This is a genomic window from Stenotrophomonas sp. WZN-1 (genome assembly GCF_002192255.1).
Lineage (GTDB): Bacteria > Pseudomonadota > Gammaproteobacteria > Xanthomonadales > Xanthomonadaceae > Stenotrophomonas.
This window is the reverse complement of record NZ_CP021768.1, coordinates 3,444,427-3,459,758: the sequence shown is the minus strand read 5'-3', so window position 1 is coordinate 3,459,758 and position 15,332 is coordinate 3,444,427. Positions and strand designations below refer to the sequence as shown.

Here is a 15,332-nt window from a genome sequence, read left to right as displayed (position 1 = left end):
CGCTTCTGCTTCGGCCTTTGCCGTTGCTTCTGCGGGTGCCGGGCGCAGCCCGGCCGAAACCCGCGCTTTTGCCGCATAATCAGCACATGACCGACGACCGCATCATCGGCGCCGGCGCCACCCGCGAGGATGACGCCGCCGACGCCAGCATCCGCCCCAAGCGCTTGGCCGACTACCTCGGCCAGGCCCCGGTGCGCGAGCAGATGGAGATCTACATCGAAGCGGCCAAGGCCCGTGGCGACGCGCTCGACCATGTGCTGATCTTCGGCCCGCCCGGCCTGGGCAAGACCACCCTCAGCCACGTCATCGCCAATGAACTGGGCGTGGCCCTGCGGGTCACCTCCGGCCCGGTGATCGAGAAGGCCGGTGACCTCGCCGCACTGCTCACCAACCTGCAGCCGCACGATGTGCTGTTCATCGACGAAATCCATCGCCTGTCGCCGGTGGTCGAGGAAGTGCTGTACCCGGCGATGGAAGACTTCCAGATCGACATCATGATCGGCGAGGGCCCTGCGGCCCGTTCGATCAAGATCGACCTGCCGCCGTTCACCCTGATCGGCGCCACCACGCGTGCCGGCCTGTTGACTGCGCCGCTGCGCGACCGCTTCGGCATCGTCCAGCGGCTGGAGTTCTACAGCGTTGAAGAGCTGACCCGCATCGTGCGCCGATCGGCGGCCATCCTGGCCATCGACTGCACCGCCGATGGTGCCGGCGAGATCGCGCGCCGCGCGCGCGGCACCCCGCGTATCGCCAACCGCCTGCTGCGCCGCGTGCGCGACTACGCACAGGTCAAGGCCGGCGGCCACATCGACGAGGCCGTGGCACAGGCCGCGATGAAAATGCTCAAGGTCGATCCGGAGGGCTTCGACGAGCTCGACCGGCGCCTGCTCAAGACCATGGTCGACTACTTCGATGGCGGCCCGGTCGGCATCGAATCGCTGGCGGCGGCGCTGTCCGAAGAGCGCGGCACGCTGGAAGACGTGGTCGAGCCCTACCTGATCCAGCAGGGCTTCCTGGTGCGCACCGCGCGCGGCCGCATGGCCACCCACAAGGCCTACCGGCACATGGGCCTGAAGCCGAAGAACCCGCCGCAGGACCTGTTCGCGGAGGTTCCCGATGTCGGTTGAGCCCCGATTCAGTTGGCCGACACGCATTTACTGGGAAGATACCGACGCTGGTGGCGTGGTCTACCACGCCCGCTACGTGGCCTTCATGGAACGGGCCAGGACCGAATGGATGCGTGCGCTGGGTTACGGCCAGGAGCGCATGCGCGCCGAGCACGGGATGGTCTTCGCGGTGCGCTCGATGCAGATGGATTTCATCAGGCCGGCACGGCTGGATGACACCCTGCAGGTGAGCGCCCGCCTGGTCCAGCTGAAGAAGGCCAGCATGGTCTTCGACCAGCAGATCCTGCGCGACGGCGAGCTGCTGCTGTCGGCGCAGGTCCGCATCGCCGCACTGGAAGCGGCCAGTTTCCGCCCGCGTGGCATGGACGAGGCCGTCCTTGCCGTGCTGCAACCCCACCTCCACCCCGAATCCGAACACTGAGGAACAACGGATGATCGCAACGCTCCTGGCCCTGCAGGCCACGGTCACCGAGGCACTGCCGGCCGACGTCAGCAACGCCGCGACACAGACCCTTGCCCAGGCCACCACCGGCGGCGGCATCAACTACCTCGAACTGATGGCCAAGGCCAGCCTGCCGGTGAAGATCATCGTGCTGCTGCTGCTGGTCGGCTCGTTCGTCAGCTGGGTGATCATTTTCCGCAAGGCCCGCGTGTTCAAGCAGGCCACCCGCGAAGCCGACGAGTTCGAGAACCGCTTCTGGTCCGGCGCCGACCTGGGCAAGCTGTACAGCTCGGCCACCGACCGCAGCCGCAATGTCGGCGGCCTGGAAGCCATCTTCGAGGCCGGTTTCCGCGAGTACACCCGCCTGCGCGACAAGCGCCGCCTGGATGGCCGCGCGCAGCTGGAAGGCGCGCAGCGCGCCATGCGCACCACCTACACCCGCGAAGTGGACCAGCTCGAGCGCAACCTGGAGCTGCTGGCCAACATCGGCTCGACCGCGCCTTACGTGGGCCTGGTCGGTACCGTGTTCGGCATCATGGTGACCATGCACGACATGATCAGCAGTGGTGCGCAGGCCGGTATCGCCGCTGTCGCGCCGGGCATTTCCGAAGCGCTGTTCGCCACCGCCATCGGCCTGTTCGTGGCGATCCCGGCGGTGTGGGCCTACAACCGCTTCACCACCCGCGTGGAGCGCATGTCGGTGCGGTTCGAGACCTTCGCCGAAGAGTTCAGCTCCATCCTGCAGCGCCAGAGCGCTGGCGACGAGTAAGCGCCTGACCCGGGAGTCCATGCCATGTCCGCTGCCATCGGTCGCCGCAAGCGCCGCAAGCTGAAATCGGAAATCAACGTCGTTCCCTACATCGACGTCATGCTGGTGCTGCTGATCATCTTCATGGTCACCGCACCGCTGCTCACCCTGAGCTTCGACGTCGACCTGCCGCAGTCCAACGCCAAGGCGCTGGAGAGCAAGCAGGACCCGGTGATCGTCTCGGTGCGCCAGGACGGCCAGCTCAGCCTGAAGCTGCCCGACGCCAAGGAACCGGCCGCCGTGTCGGCCGAGGAACTGGAAGGCCGCCTGGCCGGCATCGCCGCCCAGGACAAGGGCGTGCGCGTGATCGTCGCCGCCGACCGCGCCGTGGCCTATGAAAAGGTCATCGCCGCGATGGATGTGATCAAGCGCGCCAAGGTAGACAAGGTAGGCCTGGCCACCGATGCACGCTGACGCCCTGCCACCCCCGCATCAGCGCGAACCCGGCTGGGGCCTGCCCTTGGCGCTGGCGTTGCTGGTGCACCTGCTGGTCGCGCTGGTGTTCATCGTGGCCTGGTTCTGGTCGCCCGAGCGCAACACCGACGCCGCCGCTGGCGACCCGTCGGTCGAGGCCAGCCTGGCGCTGTCCGCGTCCGAGGCCTCCGCCGCACGCCAGGCCCTGCGCCAGTCGGAGAAGCTGGAGGACCTGCCGCCGCCGGTCGCCGAGCCGATCCCCGTGCCGGAAGACACCATCCCGCCGCCGCAGCCGATTCCCGAGCCGCGCCCGCAGGATGCCCCCACGCCCCAGCAGCAACAAGCGCAGGAGCGTGTCGCGCAGCCGGATACCAAGGACCAGGAAGCGGTGAGTGCGCTGGCCATCTCGCAGGAGAAGGCCAAGCAGGAACAGGAAGCCAAGCGCCGCCAGGAGCAGATCGACCTGACCGAACGCAAGCGCCAGGAAGAAGCGGAGCAGAAGCTGCGCCTGGCCAAGCAGCAGGAAGCGGACGAGAAGAAGAAGCAGGCCGAGCAGGAGCGCGTGGCCGCTGACAAGGCCGAGGCCGAGAAGCAGAAGAAGATCGCCGAGATCCGTGCCCGCCGCGAGCAGGCCGAGAAGGAAGCCAAGCTGGCCGAGCAGAAGCTGCGCCAGGTCGCCGCCGCGCGCAACGCGGCCGGCAGTGCCGCTGCCGGTGCCAGTGGTGCCTCCCGGCCGGCCGCCGGTGGGGGTGGCAGCAGCGATGATCTGACCGCCAAGTACGCTGCGGCGATCCAGGCCAAGGTGCGCGACACCTGGACCCGCCCGGACAGCGTGCCGCTGGGGCAGAAGTGCCAGGTGACCATCACCCAGATCCCGGGTGGGCAGGTGCTGCAGGCCAAGGTTGGTGCGAACTGCCCCTATGACGAGGCCGGCAAGCGCTCGATCGAGGCCGCCGTGCTCAATGCCCAGCCGCTGCCGTACCGGGGCTTCGAGTCAGTGTTCAACCGCACGCTCAACCTGACCTTTACTGCGCAGGATTGATCGAGCGGGGCAGGGCGGTCGTCAGGCCACCCGCGCCCACGACTGTCGCGCTTGCCTCTGGTGCGCTCGGTTTCGACCGGGCAGGCTGTGGGTTGCTGTCGAACACTGCCTTGTAGGGGCGGTGTGGCCGGGGCAGGCAGGTGCGATGTTAGCCACGACGTTAACGGTGCGTGAGAAAACGGGCTGGAACTGACCCGGAATTCACGTACCCTTGGTTCATGATTGCGAAGCGGTTCACTCCCGCTTTGTTATCCCTCGTTCCGGTTTCCCCCTATTGAGCGCTCCATGAAAAAGATGCCTCGCTGGCTTGCCGTGTTTGCGGCCCTGTTGCTGCCCTTTGCTGCCGTCGCGCAGCAGAAGGGGCTGGATATCGACATCATCGGCGGCAATGCCTCCGCCCTGCCGATCACCATCGTGCCGATGCCCTACCAGGGTTCGTCGGCCGCTCCGCAGACCGACGTCGCCGGCGTGGTCCGCGCCGACCTGGAGCGTTCGGGCCAGTTCCGCACGCTGCCGGAAGCGCAGATCGTCGAGAAGCCCGTGCGTGGCGGCGACATCCAGTTCGCCACCTGGCGCGCGCTGAAGCAGAACTACATCGTGGTCGGCCGCGTGCTTGACGCCGGTGCCGGCGCCTACCGCGTCGAGTACGAACTGTTCGACGTGCCCAAGGGCGAGCGCCTGCTGGGCCTGGCGATGACCGCCCGAGGCAACGCCATGCGCGACGTTGCCCACCAGATGGCCGACGCCATCTACGAGAAGATCACCGGTGTGCGCGGCGCCTTCTGGACCCGCATCGCCTACGTGACCGCCAGCGGCAAGGGCGACGCCATGCGCTATGCGCTGATGGTGGCCGACTCCGACGGCTACAACCCGCAGACCATCGTGCGTTCGGCCGAGCCGCTGCTGTCGCCGTCGTGGAGCCCGGATGGCAGCAAGCTGGCCTACGTCAGCTTCGAGCGTGGCAATTCGGCGATCTACATCCAAAACATCGGCACCGGCGCGCGCGAGCTGGTCACCAGCTTCCGTGGCATCAACAGCGCACCGGCGTTCTCGCCGGACGGCCGCAAGCTGGCCCTGACCCTGTCGCGTTCGGGCAACCCGGAAATCTACGTGATGGACCTTGGCAGCAAGCAGCTGACCCAGCTGACCAACCACTTCGCCATCGATACCGAGCCGACCTGGGCGCCGGACGGCAGCGCGGTGTACTTCACCTCCGACCGTGGCGGCCGTCCGCAGGTCTACAAGGTCGGCGCCGGTGGCGGCAGCGCCGAGCGCGTGACGTTCCAGGGCAACTACAATGCCAAGCCCTCGGTGTCCTACGACGGCAAGAAGATCGCCGTCGCACAAGGCTCGGGCAACAGCTACAAGATCGCGATGATGGACAGCTCGCTGGGTTCGCCCCGCTGGAGCACGCTGTCCCCGGGTTCGCTGGATGAATCTCCGAGCTTTGCGCCCAACGCAAGCATGGTGTTGTACGCCGCCCGCGAGGGTGGCCGTGGTGTGCTGTACGCCGTTTCCGCCGATGCGCGCGTGCGCCAGCGGTTGGTTCTGGCTGACGGAGATGTGCGCGAACCGGCATGGTCCCCATACCGTACCCAGCGCTAAAAGAGTGTTAATATTTTCGCTGTCTTGAACCCCTCATCGGCCTAGGAGCCACAAAGGTATCGCCATGAACAAGTCCACCCGCGTTCTGCTTGTTTCCCTGCTGTCTGTGGCCGTCCTGGCCGGTTGCTCGAAGAAGGTGAAGGAAGAGCCGGCAGCCCCGGTTGACACCGGCACCTCGACCACCACCCCGACCGGTCCGTCGACCTCCGGCCTGTACGGCCCGGGCGACCTGGACACCGACGCTTGCCTGCGCCAGCGCGTTGTCTACTTCGACCTGGACAAGGAAGACGTGAAGCCGGAATTCCAGGCCATCATGGCTTGCCACGCCAAGTACCTGCGTGACCGTCCGTCCTCGCGCATCACCCTGCAGGGCCACACCGACGAGCGCGGTTCGCGCGCGTACAACCAGGCCCTGGGCGAGCGTCGTGGCAACGGCGTCAACTCGGCCCTGCAGGCCAACGGTGGCTCGGCTTCGCAGCTGACCGTCGTGTCCTACGGTGAAGAGCGTCCGGTCTGCACCGAGTCGAACGAGTCCTGCTGGTCGCAGAACCGTCGCGTCGAAATCGTCTACACCGCGCAGTAATCCATGCGCATTGGCATCAAATTGATGCTGGTCGTTGCGGCAGCCCTCGTGGCTGCCGCACCGGCACATGCACAGCGACAGAGCCTGGCCGACCGTGTCGGCGCGCTCGAGCAGCAGATGTACAACAACAGTGCCAACCAGGACCTGTTGAACCAGATCAATCAGCTGCGGCAGCAGGTCACCAGCCTGCAGGCCTCGATCGAGCAGTTGCAGCACGACAACGCCCAGCTCAAGCAGTCCGCCCAGGACCAGTACCTGGATCTGGACAGCCGCCTGAACCGGTTGGAAGGGGGCAATGCCGCCCCGGCCCTGCCGCCCGTTCCGGCCAGCGCGCCGAAGGCCGCCCCGGCCCCGGCAAAACCCGCAGTGGCGGCCACTTCCGAGCGGCCGCCTTCCGTCCACGGTGATGCCGGCAGCCTTGCCGCCACCGGCGACGAGCGCACCTCCTACAACGTCGCCTTCGATTCGCTGAAGGCTGGCAAGTACGATGATTCGGCGCAGCTGTTCCTGAGCTTCCTGCAGCTGTACCCGAACGGCGTGTACGCGCCGAACGCGCTGTACTGGCTGGGCGAGAGCTACTACGCCACCCGCAATTTCCCGATGGCCGAGGCCCAGTTCCGTGAACTGCTCTCGCGCTATCCGACCCACGACAAGGCCGCAGGCGGCCTGCTCAAGGTCGGCCTCTCGCAGTATGGCGAGGGCAAGGTCGACCAGGCCCAGCAGACGCTGGAGGCCGTCGTGGCGCAGTACCCCGGCTCGGACGCCGCTCGCACCGCGCAGGACCGCCTGCAGTCGATCCGCCTCGGCAGGCAGATCCGCTGATCCGCTGACCGGGCTTACACTACGTGTCCTGTAGAGCCGAGCCCACGCTCGGCTGCTTTCGTTTCCGGCTCGGCAAACCCGCCCGGATCCGGCAGCGCCGGGCCATGCCCGGACCGGTTGTTCTCTGTAGCGCCGAGCCATGCTCGGCTGCGTTCGTTACCGGCCACGGTAGCTCCCCCGCCACGTGTCCCACCAAGAAGTACCCGCCCATGACCGCCGTTACCCCGTCCAGCGCCGCCGCCACGCCCAGTGAGATCGTGCAGTCGCCCCTGCCACGCCTGAAGATCACCGAGATCTTCACCTCGCTGCAGGGCGAAGCCGATACCGCCGGCTGGCCGACCGTGTTCGTGCGCCTGACCGGCTGCCCGCTCCGCTGCCAGTACTGCGACACCGCCTATGCCTTCCACGGCGGCACCTGGTGGGATATCGACGACATCGTGGCCGAGGTGCTGGCCCAGGGCGTGCGCCACGTCTGCGTGACCGGTGGCGAGCCGCTGGCGCAGAAGCGTTGCCTGGTGCTGTTGCAGAAGCTGTGCGACGCCGGCATGGACGTCTCGCTGGAAACCTCGGGTGCGCTGGATGTCAGCGCTGTGGACCCGCGCGTGTCGCGCGTGGTCGACATCAAGACGCCAGGCTCGGCCGAAGCCGCCCGCAACCGCCTGGAAAACCTGCCGCTGCTGACCGCGCGCGATCAGATCAAGTTCGTCATCTGCAACCGTGAGGATTACGACTGGGCCAAGGCCATGGTCGCCGAGCACGGTCTGGTGAAGCGCTGCACCGTGTTCTTCTCGCCGAGCAAGGGCGAGATCACCGCGCGGCAGCTGGCCGACTGGATCGTCGAAGACCGGCTGCCGGTGCGCTTCCAGATGCAGTTGCATAAAATCCTGTGGAACGACGAGCCGGGCCGATGAGCCCGCGCAGCGTTCCCTGATGTACCTCCGGCGCGGGACAGCGTGCTGGCTTTCCCCTCCCAACCGGACGTTTTCCCATGAAGAAGGCAGTCGTGCTTCTCTCCGGCGGCATGGATTCAGCCGCCGTCATCGCCATGGCCCAGGAACAGGGCTTCGCCGTGCATGCACTGAGCGTGCGCTATGGCCAGCGCCATACCTCCGAACTGGATGCCGCCGCCCGCGTTGCAAAGGCCCAGGGCGTGGTCGCGCACAAGACCGTGGACGTGGACCTGCGCAGCATCGGCGGTTCGGCACTGACCGACGATATCGACGTGCCCGAGGCCGGTGGTGCCGGCATCCCAGTCACCTACGTGCCGGCACGCAACACCATCATGCTGTCGCTGGCCCTGGGCTGGGCCGAAGTGCTCGGCGCCAACGACATCTTCTGCGGCGTCAACGCCGTGGATTACTCCGGTTATCCGGACTGCCGTCCCGAGTTCGTCGCGGCCTTCCAGGCACTGGCCAACCTGGCCACCAAGTCGGGCGTGGAAGGTGCGGGCATCAAGGTGCACGCACCGCTGCAGTTCCTCAGCAAGGGCCAGATCGTCAGCGAAGGCGTGCGCCTGGGCGTGGACTTCGGCCTGACCGTGTCCTGCTACAACGCCGACGCCAACGGCGCCGCTTGCGGCCACTGCGACGCCTGCCGCCTGCGCGCGCAGGGCTTCGCCGAGGCCGGCGTCGCCGACCCGACGCTGTACGCCTGACCTTGCGGTAGAGCCGGCCGCTGGCCGGCTTCATCGGTGGGGGTGAACCGTCCTTGGTGGGTGCCAACCTTGGTTGGCACTGTGCGCCGGGCATGGCCCAGCGCTACCGCTGCCGCAACCACCCCGACGTCTCGATGAACGCACGCACCGCCTCCGGATCGGCATAATCCAGCTCGATCATCCGCGCGATACCCGCCTTCTCGTCCGACTGCCGGCGCATGTACTCCTGCGCGATGCGATAGCCGGCGTAGTAGCCCACATCACTGACACCGAACGGATTGCGGGCGCTGTTGTAGAGCCAGTTGTCCAGGTCATCGCTGTCCATCTCGGCGATGAAGCGCGCGCGGATCCCCGCCTCGTGGGTTGCACCATAGTCATAGAAGGGCAGCGCCGGCCGACGCCCGCTGATGCGCTCCGCCACGTACTCGGCCACGCCTTCGCGCACCGCATACTGGGCCAGGTTGCCGGTGGTCTCGCGCTGCTGGGTATGCACGTATTCGTGCAGGTTGTTCTGCGCGTTGTTCGCACCGGGTCGGCTGTCGTAGAAGATCCGCAGCCGGCTGCGCATCGGCTCGGGCAGCTCGCTCACGTCCACGCGCTCGTCGCCCAGCGCCATCTCCGCCCCGATCAGCACCTTGTCGCCCAGCGTGGTGCCACCGGTACGCAGCACGCCGACCGCATAGGTGATGGTGGCAGGGCGCAGGGCTGGGTAGAGCGCGCGGAAGGCGGCGAGGTCCCGCTCCAACGTGGCGCTGGCCTGCTGCGCGTTGGCGGTCAACGGCCGTACCGAAGACCAGAAGCGTGGCCAGGCGCGCATGGCCTCGGCATATTCGCGGGCGGTGTAGTTGCGGACCTGCATCAACGCCTGCAGGCCCGGGCTTCCCGGATCGATGTAGCGCTGCTGCACCAGGGCCACCTGTCTGGCTGCATCGGATTCGGCGCGAACCGCATCGTAGGTGGCCCAGAAGCGGGTGATGTCGTCAGTACGCACGTGGGTGGGCGTCGCGGCGGTGGCAGTGGCTGGCAGCAGCAGGGCGAGAATCAGCGGCAGTAGCAGGCGCATCCGTTGCTCCGGGATCGGGTTGCAGTAGGGATGCGACGCGCGGCGAAAGGGTTTAGAGGCCCGTTGCCAGGTAGTGCCGGCCGCTGGCCGGCAACCTCGCAGATGCCCGGCTTCACCCAGCCCGGCAAAGTGGGGTAGAATGCCCACCCCGCCGAAAGGCTGGGGCCATGCATGGGCCGTTAGCTCAGTCGGTAGAGCAGAAGACTTTTAATCTTTTGGTCGATGGTTCGAATCCATCACGGCCCACCATTGCATCAACGACTTAGGCGCCCAATGGGCGCCTTTTTCGTGCCGTCGGAAAAAATGCCGGAAGAACCAATGTGGTTCCACGTGCACGAGCGGCATGCGTGCTGAATCCTGATCGATACCCCCAGCACGCAGCCGACGCACCGCCATCGACATCACTTCCCGCGCGAAACATCTTCCCATGTTGCCGCAGCGTCCTGGTTGGCCTGTTGTGCGGCGGCGGCAGCCGCTTCGTTGGCGGACTTCACCGCATCAGCGTTGATCCGCTGGAACTCGGCCTCGCGCCTCTTGCCCGCCTCCATTTCCAGAATCGCCGCATCGGCACGCTCCTGCGGGTACTTGGCAGCGCATGCCTGCTGCACCAGCTGCGCGGTCTGGTCGGACATTCCCGCCTGCAGGTGGCCCAGCAGGCAATCGGCGTAGCGCGCCGATGCAGCCTCGGCCGCAGGTACCGCAGGCGCTGCGGCCGCGAGAACGGTAGCAATCAAGGCGCTCAGCATGATGTGTACTTCCTTGTGGGTCTGGCGGTGAGGGCGAGGCGTATCAACCGCCTCGGGTACAGCTTTGCAATTACCTTAAAGGTAGTTATTTGGGAATAATTGGTAACTAAAATTCACCTCTGGCCGGTCCTCGCCGACCGGCCAGGGCCTCTTTCAGCCGTAATGCGCGCGCAGCAGCCCGGCGTCATGGAAGGAAATGCCTTCGCGGATGCACTCCTCGGCGCGCTCCATGTCCTTGTGCAGCTGGATCAGTGCGTCGTCGGCGAGCTGCTCGATGTTGACCACACCGCAACAGGCCTGGTCGATCACATGCTGCATGGGCTCGCCCCAGCGCCGGCGTACGTTGCGGATCATGCGGCAATGCCACTCGCGCATGATCGCGTCCATGCGCCTCTCCCCGCGAACCCCATGCGCGTCTCCCGCCACCACCCGCAATGCCGGGGCCGGGGTGCGCTCGCCGCGCAGTTCCTGGGTCCTAGCGGCCAACCGCTGTGCGAGCTCCTCGAGTCGCGTGTGAGTCATCCTTTGCCTCCCTGATCCGTCTTGCCAGAAGCTTCGTCAGGTCGAGCACATTGTCCGGCGCAGAGGGCTGACCGAACTCGTCCACGACCATGAATGCGGTCTCCAGCAGCACGGGATCGTAGATCCATTCCGGTGGATCGCCGACCAGCTCCAGGTAGTGCGAAAGCACCTTGACCGCAGCGCTCATTTTCGCGAAATCCAGTCCCGTAGATTGAGACTGAAGCGACACGTCTCCGTCCTGATCGACGCGATCCAGCGTTCCATGTGGAAGCTGCATCACTGATTCAAGATCGCGCGCAAGACGATGGCCGATGCTCTTCGGGTTGCTCTCGGAAATCCACTGGCTGACCTGGGGCTGCGCCCAGCGGGTGCCACCGAACAGGCGGGCCCATTCGGCCGGGCCACCGGCGGCGGCCACGCGAAGGCGCATGTTGAGGGTGCGAGCAGTACTGGCGTCCATCTGTAGATGGTGCGCTGCATTACCAATCCAGCAAATGACCAAAACGGTATTGACTGCACATTACCTTGACGGTAATGTGTGGCCCATGAACCTCATCGACTACGCCATCTCCCAAGGGGGCTACGGCACCCCCAGCTGCCCCGTCATGCGCCGCCTGGCCCACCAGACCGGTTGCGCACTGCGGACCCTCTACATGATCGCCCGCGGCCACAAGCTGCCCGGCGCGCGACTGTGCCGCCGCATCGAGCTGGCCACTGCGGGCGTCGTGCGCCGCGAATCCCTGCGCCCGGATGTGTTCGGTCCGGCCCCGTCGTCCCTCAAAGGAGAAGCCCCCCATGCAGCTTGATACGTTCGGTGAGTATGTCCGCAGCCGCCTGGAGCACTGGGGCGGCGAATATGCGCTGCATCGGGACTGCGAATACCTCGGCTTCCAGTCGCGCAACCTGCTGGCGGTGCTGATCGAGCATCGTGGTGACATGCCGGGGCGGGCCCAGGGCTACAAGCCTCTGGAAACCGATCAGCTGGCGCAGCAGATCGAAGACATCATCACGGCGGTCGCGCGTGACAACGTGGCGATGGCCTGTGCGCTGCGCGGCTACTACTGCGGCCGTGGCCGACGCAAGGTCGAACGATTCGAAACGGCGAATCTGCTGCTGGCCAACAGCGGGCAGCGACCGGTATCCAACCGGCATTACCTCAACCTGGTCGAACTTGGCTTCCAGCGCGTGCGCGGTTGGATGGAGGGTATCGCCCAGGCCGCATGAGCGGCGGAACCGATCTTTCGCCCGCCTCCCGACCGGAACAACCCTCGTGCCGAGCCGGCAGCGGGGCGGGCATCTCTTCGGGCCATGTCGATGCGACGCGGCCTGCATTCCCTCCAGGACCCATCATGAAAGAAGAAATCATCAGTACGGCCGGCGCGGCGGCCATCAAGTCGGCGCCGCCGGTCACCGTCGCCGGTGCGCTTGCAGCCGGCATCACCCTGGACCGCCTAGTCGTGGTCCTCACCATCATCTACCTGGCGGCGCAGATTGCCTATCTGGGCTGGCGCTGGCTGCGCGAATGGCGCCGCAGGGAGCGCGAATGAGCCGGCCCAGCAGTACATTGCCGGTGCGCAGCCTGGTCGCCGCGCTTGCGCTGAGTGCTGCGGGCCTGATCGCCATCGTTGACCGCGAGGGATACACCGACGCCGCAGTGGTACCGACGCGCAATGACCGACCAACCTATGGCTTCGGCTCGACCGTTCGCGAGGATGGCACCCCGGTGAGGATGGGCGACCGCACCACGCCGGTACGCGCGCTGCATACCGTGCAGGCCCATCTGGCCAGGGAGGAAGGGCAGTTCCGCGCGTCGCTGCCAGGCGTGGCGCTCAGCCAGGGCGAGTATGACGTCTATGTCGACTTCCTCTACCAGTACGGCATCGGCAACTGGCGCGCGTCGTCAATGCGCCGGCATCTGCTGCAGGGTGAGTATCGCCAGGCCTGCGATGCGTTGCTGCTGTGGAAGCGGGCAGGGGGCTATGACTGTTCGGCCCGCATCGATGGCCGTCCCAACACCGTGTGCTGGGGCGTGTGGGAGCGCCAGCAGCAGCGCCATGCGCGTTGCCTGGCGGAGCAGTGACATATGCCACGCATGTTGATGGTGATGGCGTCGCTGCTGCTGTGGTCGCTGCTGATGTTCATGGCCGGCTGGCGCTGGCGCGGTGATCGCAGTGATCTGGCAATGGTGCGGGCCGATGCGGCACGTCACGCCGGCGCGGTTCTGTCCGAACAACGGTTGCGCCGGGAACAGGAAGAACGGAGCGAGGCGATGGCCTCATTGGGGGAGCAACATGAACAAGATCGTGAGCGCGCGGCCGAGGTGGATGCTGATGTGGTGGCTGCCCTGCGTGCTGGCACTCTCCGCCTGCGCGACGACCTCGCCGCGTGCCACACCGGCCGTCTGTCCGAAGCCGCCGCCCGCACCGGCGAACGTGATGCGGGCGCCCAGTTACGAGCAGAGGTTGCGGCAGCGCTTGTTCGAATCGGACGCGATGCCGACGACCAGCTCCGTGCCTGCCAGGCCGTGATCGAACTGGATCGCCGTTGAGGGCGCCGGCGCAGTTATGCTGGCCGTCCTCTCGAAAATGGAAGTTCGCATGCGCGTCGTCGCTCTCTCCGCCCTGATCCTGCTGGCCACCGCGTGGCCGGCCCTTGCAGCGGGTCCTGCTGCGCAGGAGGCGCCGCCGGCATCGTCCGCTACGGCCGCACCATTGGTGATCGGCGAGACCTTCACCGTGCAGTCGAAGGCACTGGGCGAGACTCGCCGTATCAATGTCTATCGGCCGCAGCCCTGGGGCCTGGACCCGAAGGCGCCGCTGCCGGTGCTGTACATGGCCGATGGCGGTATCGGCGAGGACTTCCTGCATGTGGCAGGGCTGGTGCAGGTGCTGACCGGCAATGGCAGCATGCGTCCGTTCCTGCTGGTCGGCATCGAGAACACCGAGCGCCGCCGCGACATGACCGGCCCCAGCAGCGACCCGCAGGACCAGAAGATCGCGCCGCGCATCGGTGGCTCGGCGGCCTACCGCAGCTTCCTGCGCGATGAACTGATGCCACAGGTACGCCAGCGCTATCCGACCACCGACGAGCGCGCGCTGATCGGTGAGTCGCTGGCCGGGCTGTTCGTGGTCGAGACATTGCTGCAGGAGCCGACGCTGTTCAACAGCTATATCGCGCTGGACCCCAGCCTGTGGTGGAACCGTGGCGCGATGCTGGCCGGGGCGGCCAAGCAGCTACCGGCGGTGGCGCGTGCACAGCCGCACGTGTTCCTGGCCAGCAGCGGGCAGCCGGAACTGGCCGCCTCCACGGCACGACTGGCTGCGCTGCTGCAGCAGGCTTCGCCGTCGCCGCTGGTGAAGTACCTGCCGCTGCCGGAGGAAACCCACGCGACGATCTACCACCCGGCCGCATTGCAGGCGCTGCGCACTCTGTTCCCGGCACCGCCGCCGGCCTCGCCCTGACCGCGCGTGGCGCGGCGCCGCGCGACGTGTGAGGATGCGGTGGCGGCGCCACCCGGGTGCGTCGCCCGCAACGGGAGAGTGTGGATGCAGCGTGTGCGTGGATGGAGTGTGGCGGCCTGCCTGGCCGTGAGTGGCTGTGCGATGTCGGTGGCGCCACCGGCAACCCAGAATGAAGCGAAGGAAAGCGCGGCCACCGCCGCGCCGGGCGTGGTGCTGCCGGATACCGAGGCGCTGCGCGCGCACGATCCGGTCGGCCGCGATTACCCGATCTGGGTGGCGTTGCCGGCCGACTACGCCGCACATCCGGAAAAGCACTATCCGGTGCTGTACGTGACCGATGCGCTGTACAGCTTCCCGCTGGTGCGCAGCGTGCGCAACATGGTCGGGCAGAAGGGCGTCAACATCGAGGATTTCATCCTGGTCGGGCTGCCGCCGCAGGAAGGCCTGACGTCCAAGCAGAGCCGCTCGCGGGATTACACGCCCAGCGATCCGGCGCGTAGCGATCCGCGTGACTACAGCGATGACGTCAGCTACGGCGGCGCCGCGCATTACCGCGACTTCCTCGCCGAGCGCGTGCTGCCGATGATCGATGCGCGCTACCGCACCGATCCGGCACGGCGTGCCTATGCCGGCCATTCCTATGGCGGCCTGTTCGGCGCCTACGTGCTGACCACGCGTCCGGACATGTTCCGTACCTACATTCTGTCCAGCCCGTCGCTGTGGTTCGACAACCACCTTGTGCCGCGACTGCAGGCCGAGGCCAAGGTGCCCACGCAGCCGACCACGGTGGTGCTGTCGATCGGCAGCTTCGAAACGGTCAAGCCGGAGCCGCGCTATTTCACCCGCAACGACATGCTGCGCCACAATGCCGAGTTCGCCGAGCAGCTGCGCGGCAGTGGCCGCTCGCTGACGGTGGACAACATGGTGATCGACGACGAGGACCACTTCACGGTCTACCCGGACATGATCACCCGTGCGTTGATGAAGGTGTTCCCGGGTACCGGGCCGTACAGCAGCGGTTGACGGCCGGTTGCATCCACGCC

Annotated in this window: 21 protein-coding genes and 1 tRNA gene; 18 read left to right on the top strand and 4 right to left on the bottom strand. The window is 66.7% G+C overall.

Translation table 11 applies throughout. From position 1 onward, the window contains the following. Nucleotides 1-86: 86 nt before the first annotated feature. The 10 genes from ruvB (at nucleotide 87) to queC (ending at nucleotide 8,497) form a co-directional block, all read left to right on the top strand. On the top strand, nucleotides 87-1,127 hold the full coding sequence (gene ruvB / locus CCR98_RS16265) for a Holliday junction branch migration DNA helicase RuvB (RefSeq protein ID WP_087923411.1): 1,041 nt from the start codon (nucleotides 87-89) through the stop codon (nucleotides 1,125-1,127). Next, nucleotides 1,117-1,548: a tol-pal system-associated acyl-CoA thioesterase gene (ybgC, locus tag CCR98_RS16260; protein WP_010481597.1), complete on the top strand. Its 432-nt coding sequence runs from the start codon at nucleotides 1,117-1,119 to the stop codon at nucleotides 1,546-1,548. Before ruvB ends, ybgC begins: the two co-directional genes overlap by 11 nt. A gap of 10 nt (nucleotides 1,549-1,558) precedes the next feature. Beyond that, complete coding sequence (gene tolQ / locus CCR98_RS16255) at nucleotides 1,559-2,338, top strand: protein TolQ (protein WP_006438802.1); 780 nt, start codon at nucleotides 1,559-1,561, stop codon at nucleotides 2,336-2,338. 24 nt (nucleotides 2,339-2,362) lie between these two features. Then, nucleotides 2,363-2,791 (top strand): protein TolR, encoded by a 429-nt coding sequence (gene tolR, locus CCR98_RS16250; protein ID WP_006438804.1) that lies wholly within the window; start codon nucleotides 2,363-2,365, stop codon nucleotides 2,789-2,791. Further along, nucleotides 2,781-3,833 (top strand): cell envelope integrity protein TolA, encoded by a 1,053-nt coding sequence (tolA, locus tag CCR98_RS16245; RefSeq protein ID WP_087923410.1) that lies wholly within the window; start codon nucleotides 2,781-2,783, stop codon nucleotides 3,831-3,833. The genes tolR and tolA overlap by 11 nt, the downstream gene beginning before the upstream one ends. Nucleotides 3,834-4,118: 285 nt before the next feature. Then, nucleotides 4,119-5,438 carry a Tol-Pal system beta propeller repeat protein TolB gene (tolB, locus tag CCR98_RS16240; protein ID WP_014038220.1) on the top strand — a complete coding sequence of 440 codons (1,320 nt, stop codon included), beginning with the start codon at nucleotides 4,119-4,121 and terminating at the stop codon, nucleotides 5,436-5,438. A gap of 64 nt (nucleotides 5,439-5,502) precedes the next feature. Beyond that, nucleotides 5,503-6,021 (top strand): peptidoglycan-associated lipoprotein Pal, encoded by a 519-nt coding sequence (pal, locus tag CCR98_RS16235; protein ID WP_005410748.1) that lies wholly within the window; start codon nucleotides 5,503-5,505, stop codon nucleotides 6,019-6,021. Nucleotides 6,022-6,024: 3 nt separating this feature from the next. Continuing rightward, nucleotides 6,025-6,843, top strand: a complete 819-nt coding sequence (gene ybgF / locus CCR98_RS16230) for a tol-pal system protein YbgF (protein ID WP_087923409.1) — start codon at nucleotides 6,025-6,027, stop codon at nucleotides 6,841-6,843. A 209-nt stretch (nucleotides 6,844-7,052) separates the two neighbouring features. Next, nucleotides 7,053-7,754, top strand: a complete 702-nt coding sequence (queE, locus tag CCR98_RS16225; RefSeq protein ID WP_014038217.1) for a 7-carboxy-7-deazaguanine synthase QueE — start codon at nucleotides 7,053-7,055, stop codon at nucleotides 7,752-7,754. Nucleotides 7,755-7,831: 77 nt separating this feature from the next. Next, nucleotides 7,832-8,497, top strand: coding sequence for a 7-cyano-7-deazaguanine synthase QueC (gene queC, locus CCR98_RS16220; RefSeq protein ID WP_014038216.1), 666 nt, complete (start codon nucleotides 7,832-7,834; stop codon nucleotides 8,495-8,497). A 103-nt stretch (nucleotides 8,498-8,600) separates the two neighbouring features. Here the strand turns inward: queC and CCR98_RS16215 are convergent, their stop codons facing one another. Further along, nucleotides 8,601-9,560, bottom strand: coding sequence for a DUF2268 domain-containing putative Zn-dependent protease (locus CCR98_RS16215; protein ID WP_087923408.1), 960 nt, complete (start codon nucleotides 9,558-9,560; stop codon nucleotides 8,601-8,603). A gap of 173 nt (nucleotides 9,561-9,733) precedes the next feature. On the opposite strand from CCR98_RS16215, the gene CCR98_RS16210 reads away from it, so the two are divergent. Beyond that, a tRNA-Lys gene (locus tag CCR98_RS16210) sits at nucleotides 9,734-9,809 on the top strand. A 152-nt stretch (nucleotides 9,810-9,961) separates the two neighbouring features. Here CCR98_RS16210 and CCR98_RS16205 read toward each other — a convergent pair. The 3 genes from CCR98_RS16205 to CCR98_RS16195 all read right to left on the bottom strand — a co-directional run bounded on the left by CCR98_RS16205 (nucleotide 9,962) and on the right by CCR98_RS16195 (nucleotide 11,288). After that, nucleotides 9,962-10,306 (bottom strand): hypothetical protein, encoded by a 345-nt coding sequence (locus CCR98_RS16205; protein ID WP_087923407.1) that lies wholly within the window; start codon nucleotides 10,304-10,306, stop codon nucleotides 9,962-9,964. A 153-nt stretch (nucleotides 10,307-10,459) separates the two neighbouring features. Beyond that, nucleotides 10,460-10,693 carry a hypothetical protein gene (locus CCR98_RS16200; RefSeq protein WP_032958956.1) on the bottom strand — a complete coding sequence of 78 codons (234 nt, stop codon included), beginning with the start codon at nucleotides 10,691-10,693 and terminating at the stop codon, nucleotides 10,460-10,462. Between the two features lie 88 nt (nucleotides 10,694-10,781). After that, nucleotides 10,782-11,288 (bottom strand): hypothetical protein, encoded by a 507-nt coding sequence (locus tag CCR98_RS16195; protein ID WP_014038213.1) that lies wholly within the window; start codon nucleotides 11,286-11,288, stop codon nucleotides 10,782-10,784. Between the two features lie 85 nt (nucleotides 11,289-11,373). Between CCR98_RS16195 and CCR98_RS16190 the strand changes: the two genes are divergently transcribed. The 7 genes from CCR98_RS16190 to CCR98_RS16160 all read left to right on the top strand — a co-directional run bounded on the left by CCR98_RS16190 (nucleotide 11,374) and on the right by CCR98_RS16160 (nucleotide 15,312). After that, nucleotides 11,374-11,634 (top strand): YdaS family helix-turn-helix protein, encoded by a 261-nt coding sequence (locus tag CCR98_RS16190; RefSeq protein ID WP_087923406.1) that lies wholly within the window; start codon nucleotides 11,374-11,376, stop codon nucleotides 11,632-11,634. Next, the gene (locus tag CCR98_RS16185; protein ID WP_014038211.1) at nucleotides 11,624-12,052 is read left to right on the top strand and encodes a hypothetical protein; all 429 of its coding nucleotides are present in this window, start codon (nucleotides 11,624-11,626) and stop codon (nucleotides 12,050-12,052) included. Before CCR98_RS16190 ends, CCR98_RS16185 begins: the two co-directional genes overlap by 11 nt. Nucleotides 12,053-12,177: 125 nt before the next feature. After that, the gene (locus CCR98_RS16180; RefSeq protein ID WP_014038210.1) at nucleotides 12,178-12,375 is read left to right on the top strand and encodes a hypothetical protein; all 198 of its coding nucleotides are present in this window, start codon (nucleotides 12,178-12,180) and stop codon (nucleotides 12,373-12,375) included. Continuing rightward, a complete protein-coding gene (locus CCR98_RS16175; RefSeq protein WP_087923405.1) occupies nucleotides 12,372-12,908 on the top strand; it encodes a glycoside hydrolase family protein in 537 nt (178 codons plus the stop codon). Before CCR98_RS16180 ends, CCR98_RS16175 begins: the two co-directional genes overlap by 4 nt. 24 nt (nucleotides 12,909-12,932) lie before the next feature. Then, the gene (locus CCR98_RS16170; RefSeq protein WP_232463039.1) at nucleotides 12,933-13,376 is read left to right on the top strand and encodes a lysozyme; all 444 of its coding nucleotides are present in this window, start codon (nucleotides 12,933-12,935) and stop codon (nucleotides 13,374-13,376) included. 49 nt (nucleotides 13,377-13,425) lie between these two features. Continuing rightward, nucleotides 13,426-14,289: an alpha/beta hydrolase-fold protein gene (locus tag CCR98_RS16165; protein ID WP_087923403.1), complete on the top strand. Its 864-nt coding sequence runs from the start codon at nucleotides 13,426-13,428 to the stop codon at nucleotides 14,287-14,289. Between the two features lie 84 nt (nucleotides 14,290-14,373). Further along, the gene (locus CCR98_RS16160; RefSeq protein WP_087923402.1) at nucleotides 14,374-15,312 is read left to right on the top strand and encodes an alpha/beta hydrolase-fold protein; all 939 of its coding nucleotides are present in this window, start codon (nucleotides 14,374-14,376) and stop codon (nucleotides 15,310-15,312) included. Nucleotides 15,313-15,332 lie beyond the last annotated feature (20 nt).

What these genes read in the sequence shown, in the direction of transcription:
- CCR98_RS16180 (WP_014038210.1), top strand. Translation starts at nt 12,178, where the DNA reads ATGAAAGAAGAAATCATCAGTACGGCCGGCGCGGCGGCCATCAAGTCG.
- ybgC (WP_010481597.1), top strand. Translation starts at nt 1,117, where the DNA reads ATGTCGGTTGAGCCCCGATTCAGTTGGCCGACACGCATTTACTGGGAA.
- tolA (WP_087923410.1), top strand. Translation starts at nt 2,781, where the DNA reads ATGCACGCTGACGCCCTGCCACCCCCGCATCAGCGCGAACCCGGCTGG.
- tolB (WP_014038220.1), top strand. Translation starts at nt 4,119, where the DNA reads ATGAAAAAGATGCCTCGCTGGCTTGCCGTGTTTGCGGCCCTGTTGCTG.
- ruvB (WP_087923411.1), top strand. Translation starts at nt 87, where the DNA reads ATGACCGACGACCGCATCATCGGCGCCGGCGCCACCCGCGAGGATGAC.
- CCR98_RS16170 (WP_232463039.1), top strand. Translation starts at nt 12,933, where the DNA reads ATGGCGTCGCTGCTGCTGTGGTCGCTGCTGATGTTCATGGCCGGCTGG.
- queC (WP_014038216.1), top strand. Translation starts at nt 7,832, where the DNA reads ATGAAGAAGGCAGTCGTGCTTCTCTCCGGCGGCATGGATTCAGCCGCC.
- CCR98_RS16185 (WP_014038211.1), top strand. Translation starts at nt 11,624, where the DNA reads ATGCAGCTTGATACGTTCGGTGAGTATGTCCGCAGCCGCCTGGAGCAC.
- CCR98_RS16205 (WP_087923407.1), bottom strand. Translation starts at nt 10,306, where the DNA reads ATGCTGAGCGCCTTGATTGCTACCGTTCTCGCGGCCGCAGCGCCTGCG.
- pal (WP_005410748.1), top strand. Translation starts at nt 5,503, where the DNA reads ATGAACAAGTCCACCCGCGTTCTGCTTGTTTCCCTGCTGTCTGTGGCC.
- tolQ (WP_006438802.1), top strand. Translation starts at nt 1,559, where the DNA reads ATGATCGCAACGCTCCTGGCCCTGCAGGCCACGGTCACCGAGGCACTG.
- CCR98_RS16200 (WP_032958956.1), bottom strand. Translation starts at nt 10,693, where the DNA reads ATGGACGCGATCATGCGCGAGTGGCATTGCCGCATGATCCGCAACGTA.
- CCR98_RS16190 (WP_087923406.1), top strand. Translation starts at nt 11,374, where the DNA reads ATGAACCTCATCGACTACGCCATCTCCCAAGGGGGCTACGGCACCCCC.
- tolR (WP_006438804.1), top strand. Translation starts at nt 2,363, where the DNA reads ATGTCCGCTGCCATCGGTCGCCGCAAGCGCCGCAAGCTGAAATCGGAA.
- CCR98_RS16165 (WP_087923403.1), top strand. Translation starts at nt 13,426, where the DNA reads ATGCGCGTCGTCGCTCTCTCCGCCCTGATCCTGCTGGCCACCGCGTGG.
- CCR98_RS16160 (WP_087923402.1), top strand. Translation starts at nt 14,374, where the DNA reads ATGCAGCGTGTGCGTGGATGGAGTGTGGCGGCCTGCCTGGCCGTGAGT.
- queE (WP_014038217.1), top strand. Translation starts at nt 7,053, where the DNA reads ATGACCGCCGTTACCCCGTCCAGCGCCGCCGCCACGCCCAGTGAGATC.
- ybgF (WP_087923409.1), top strand. Translation starts at nt 6,025, where the DNA reads ATGCGCATTGGCATCAAATTGATGCTGGTCGTTGCGGCAGCCCTCGTG.
- CCR98_RS16215 (WP_087923408.1), bottom strand. Translation starts at nt 9,560, where the DNA reads ATGCGCCTGCTACTGCCGCTGATTCTCGCCCTGCTGCTGCCAGCCACT.
- CCR98_RS16175 (WP_087923405.1), top strand. Translation starts at nt 12,372, where the DNA reads ATGAGCCGGCCCAGCAGTACATTGCCGGTGCGCAGCCTGGTCGCCGCG.
- CCR98_RS16195 (WP_014038213.1), bottom strand. Translation starts at nt 11,288, where the DNA reads ATGGACGCCAGTACTGCTCGCACCCTCAACATGCGCCTTCGCGTGGCC.